Source organism: Aquipuribacter hungaricus, from assembly GCF_037860755.1.
GTDB classification, from domain to species: domain Bacteria; phylum Actinomycetota; class Actinomycetes; order Actinomycetales; family JBBAYJ01; genus Aquipuribacter; species Aquipuribacter hungaricus.
This window is the reverse complement of the sequence record NZ_JBBEOI010000268.1, coordinates 1-4,433: the sequence shown is the minus strand read 5'-3', so window position 1 is coordinate 4,433 and position 4,433 is coordinate 1. Positions and strand designations below refer to the sequence as shown.

Genomic DNA, 4,433 nt, shown 5'->3' with positions numbered 1-4,433 from the left:
CCCCGCCGCCGGGGTGGCCGACGCGCCGGCCGGGCAGGTCCCCGCGGGGGAGCCGCCCGCCGCCACGGCCGTACCCCAGGGCGACCCCTACGCCGCCGGCCCGGACGCGACCGGCTCCAGCGCCCTGGGCGAGGACCGGCCCCCCGTCTCCTGAGGCGGCGCGGGCGCCCAGCACGGAGACTGCGGGGGTGCCTGACCCCGCTCTCAGCGACGCCCCCGACGTCCCCGACCTCGTCGCGCTCGACCTCCCCGAGCGCGACGAGGGCACCGTCCGGTGGTGCTTCGCCGACCAGCTCGGCCCGTCGTTCGTCGACGACCCCGACGGGCAGGTGCTGCTGCTGGAGACCACGTCGGTGTTCCGGCGGCGGGTCTTCCACCGCCGCAAGGCCCACCTGGTGCTGTCGGCGCTGCGGCACCGCGCCGCCGAGCTCGGCGACCGGGTGCGGTACGTCAAGGCGGGGGGCTATGTCGACGGTCTCGCGGCTGCCGGGGTGTCGCCGGAGGACCCGGTGTCGGTCTGCGACCCGACGAGCTGGGCCGCCCGGCGGTTCGTCCGCCGCCTCGTCTCCGGCGAGGTCGGGCCAGGGGCCGGGAGCGTGCGGCTCGTCGCCGCCCGGGGCTATGCCTCCAGCCACGCCGACTTCGCCGCCTGGGCGACCGGCCGCGAGCAGCGGCGGCTGCTGCAGGACGACTGGTACCGCACCCAGCGGGTCCGCCACGGCATCCTCGTCGAGGGCGACGGCCAGCCCGTCGGCGGCCGCTGGTCCTTCGACGAGGAGAACCGGGAGAGCCCGCCCCGCGGCGCGACGACCCTGTCCGACGCCGTCATGTCCGCGCCGATGACGCCGATGCCGGAGCCCTGGTGGCCCGAGGAGGACGACATCGACGCCGGCGTCCGCGAGGACCTGGACCACATGGAGCGCGAGGGTGTCCGCTTCGTCGGCGAGGACGGGCCGCGGCGCTTCGCCGTCACCGCGGCGGAGGCCACGACCGCGCTGGCGCACTTCCTCGAGCACCGCCTCGACGCGTTCGGCCCCTACGAGGACGCCATGCTCGCCGGGGACCGCTGGATGGCCCACTCGCTGCTGTCGGCGTCGATCAACCTCGGCGTGCTCGACCCCGTCGACGTCGCCCGCGCCGCCGCGGACCGGGTGCAGCACGGGGCCCGGCTCGCCAGCGTCGAGGGCTTCGTCCGTCAGGTGATCGGCTGGCGGGACTACGTCTGGCAGCTGTACTGGCACCAGGGCGAGGGCTACCGCGAGCGCGACGCCCTGCAGGCGGGACGTCCGTTGCCGGCCTGGTTCGCCGACCTGGACGCCGACCGGACGGTCACCGCCCGCTGCCTCTCGGACGTGCTGGGCAGCGTGCGCGAGGAGGGCTGGGCCCACCACATCCCGCGCCTCATGGTGCTGGGCAACTGGGGCCTGCAGCACGGCTACGACCCGCAGGCGCTCACCGACTGGTTCCACCGCAGCTTCGTCGACGGCTACGAGTGGGTGATGGTGCCCAACGTCGTCGGGATGAGCCAGCACGCGGACGGCGGCGTCATGGCGACCAAGCCCTACGCCTCCGGCGGGGCGTACATCGACCGGATGAGCGACTACTGCAAGCCCTGCCGCTACGACCCCAAGGTCCGGGTGGGGGAGACGGCGTGCCCGTTCACCGCCGGGTACTGGGCCTTCGTCGCCCGCCACGCCGACCTGCTCGGCTCCAACCCGCGGACCTCGCGGGCTGTGGCCGGGCTCCGGCGCCTCGGCGACCGGGAGGCGCTGCTGCGCCAGGAGCTGGACCGCGGCGACGCCGCCCCCTGAGGTCCGGTGACGCCGCCCCCTGAGGTCCGTCGGCGCCGCACCCTGGTCCACGGCGGTGCCGCGGTGGGGGAGGGCGGGCGAGGGTGCAGTAGCGTCGCCGCCCGTGCTCGACCTGCTGCTGGCCCTGCTCGCCGGCGTCGCCGCGGGCACCATCAACACCATCGTCGGCAGCGGGACGCTCATCTCGTTCCCCGTGCTGCTCGCCCTCGGGCTGCCGCCGGTCTCCGCCAACATCACCAACAACCTCGGCCTGGTGCCCGGGTCGTTCTCCGGGGCCTGGGGCTACCGCGCCGAGCTGCGCGGGCAGCGGCGGCGCCTGCTCGTCCTGCTGCCGGCCAGCGTCGTCGGCGGGCTGGTCGGGGCGGGCCTGCTGCTCGTCCTGCCGGAGTCGGCGTTCCAGGCGGTCGTCCCGGTCCTCATCGCCGTCGCCCTCGTGCTCGTCGTGGTCCAGCCGCGGCTGCAGGCGGCGCTGCGCCGGCGCCGGGCGGCCGCGGTCGAGGCCGGCCGGGCGACCGTGGACGCCAGCGGCCGGCACACCGACCGGTACGGCCTCGCCTGGCCCATCACCGCCGCCACCGGGGTGTACGGCGGGTACTTCGGCGCCGCCCAGGGCGTGCTGCTCGTCGGCGCGCTCGGTGCCGTGCTGGACGACGACCTCCAGCGCCTCAACGGGCTGAAGAACGTCCTGGCCGGCACGGTCAACCTCGTCGCGGCGGTCGTCTTCGTCGTCGTCGCGCCCGAGCTCGTCGCCTGGTCCTCCGCGGCCGCCGTCGCCCTCGGTGCGCTGCTCGGCGGGGTGCTCGGCGCCCGGGTCGGCCGGCGGCTGCCGCCCCCGCTGCTGCGGGGCGTCATCGTCACCGTCGGGCTGGTCGCCATCGTCGCCCTGGTCATCGGGTGACCGACGGCGCGGGGGACACCGCTGGCACCGCCGAGGATGTCGGGGACGCGTCCGGGCTGGTGAGGCTCGCCGACGCCGACGACCCGCGGCTGCGGGACTACACCCGGCTCACCGACGTCCGGCTGCGCGTGGTCAAGGAGCCGGCCGAAGGCCTGTTCATGGCCGAGAGCACGCAGGTCATCCGCCGGGCGCTGCGGGCGGGCCACCGGATGCGGTCCCTGCTCGTGGCGCCGCGCTGGCTGCCGGACATGGCCGACGTGCTCGAGGCCGCGGCGGCCCAGGGCGCCCCGGTGATGGTGGCCGAGGAGCCGCTGCTGCAGAGCATCACCGGCTTCCACCTGCACCGCGGGGCGCTGGCGTCCATGCACCGGCCCGCCCTGCGCCCGGTCGCCGAGGTGGTCGCGGGCGCCCGGCGGGTCGTCGTGCTGGAGGACGTCGTCGACCACACCAACATCGGCGCCGTCTTCCGCAGCGCGGCCGCGATGGGCGTCGAGGCGGTGCTCGTCACCCCACGCTGCGCGGACCCGCTCTACCGGCGGAGCGTCCGCGTCTCGATGGGCACCGTGTTCCAGGTGCCGTGGACGCGGGTGGAGACCTGGCCGGGCGGGGTGGAGGAGCTGCGGCAGCTGGGCTTCGTCGTCGCGGCGCTCGCGCTGGACGAGCGCGCCGAGAACCTCGACGTCCTCGCCGCCGACCCCCCGGAGCGGCTGGCGTGGGTGCTCGGCACCGAGGGCGACGGCCTGCGCCCGGGCACCGTCCGGGCCGCCGACCGCGTGGTGCGCATCCCCATGACCGGCGGCGTGGACTCCCTCAACGTGGCCGCCGCGGGGGCCGTCGCGTTCTGGGCGACCCGGCCGCCGGTCGCCGGTCCCTAGGCTCGCCGCACGACCCGTCACGAACCAGGGACAGCGCGTGCTGTGACGTGCTTCACTTCGCTGCCCGGTGGCTCGTGCACCGGCGGGGGCCCGAGCGGGTCCTCCCGTCCAGCCAGAGGACCAGCCATGCGCCCAGCCCGTGCCGCCGCGGTCGTCGCCGCCTCCGCCCTCGCCGTCACCGGCTTCCTGGCCGGGGCCGCCCCCGTCAGCGCGGCTCCCGCGCAGACGGCCGCCTGCACGACGGCGGTGACCGCCCTGGGCACCGAGTTCGGCGACATCGACGAGCCGGACGAGGTGGACCAGGACGCGCTGGAGGAGGTCCTGGGCCGGCTGGAGGACCTGGAGCTGGTCGCCCAGGACGCCTACGAGGCGCTCGACGCCGCCGTCGAGGCCGGCGACGACGCCAGGGTCGACCTGATCTCGGTGAGCGCCGTCCGGACGGTCTCGGCCGCCGCCGTCGTGGCCGCGGAGGCCGAGCTCGAGGCCGCGGAGGCCGCCCAGCCGGTGGACCCGGCGCGCGTCGCGGCGGCCCAGGCCTCGCTCGGCACGACGACCGCCGCCCTCGGCGCCGCCCAGTCCGCGGTCACCACCGCCCAGACCGCCGTGGCCGCCGCCGCGTCCGCCGTGGAGGACGCCCAGGAGGCGGTCGCCGACATCGAGGAGCAGCTCGAGGCGGTCTTCGCCGAGCTGGAGGCGCTCGTGGGCGAGGACGAGGGCGAGGGCATCGACTTCCAGCGGCTGCTGGAGCTGCTCGTCGAGGTCTCGCTGGAGTGCAACGCCCCGTCCGGCGCGGCGACCCCGCCCGCCGTCGCGACCCCCGCCCCCGCCGCCGCCCCCGCGGCGCGACCG

At 76.7% G+C, this 4,433-nt stretch carries 3 protein-coding genes and 1 pseudogene; all 4 read left to right on the top strand.

Features of this window, described 5'->3' with window-relative positions:
• The first annotated feature begins 188 nt into the window (after window positions 1-188).
• Entirely contained in the window at window positions 189-1,811 is a 1,623-nt protein-coding gene (locus WCS02_RS17795; RefSeq protein WP_340295606.1) for a cryptochrome/photolyase family protein, read from the top strand.
• Between the two features lie 103 nt (window positions 1,812-1,914).
• Window positions 1,915-2,709, top strand: a complete 795-nt coding sequence (locus WCS02_RS17790; RefSeq protein ID WP_340295604.1) for a sulfite exporter TauE/SafE family protein — start codon at window positions 1,915-1,917, stop codon at window positions 2,707-2,709.
• Window positions 2,710-2,765: 56 nt separating this feature from the next.
• On the top strand, window positions 2,766-3,584 hold the full coding sequence (locus tag WCS02_RS17785) for a TrmH family RNA methyltransferase (protein WP_340295608.1): 819 nt from the start codon (window positions 2,766-2,768) through the stop codon (window positions 3,582-3,584).
• A 126-nt stretch (window positions 3,585-3,710) separates the two neighbouring features.
• Window positions 3,711-4,433 (top strand): annotated as a pseudogene (locus tag WCS02_RS17780) (hypothetical protein); the annotation flags it as partial.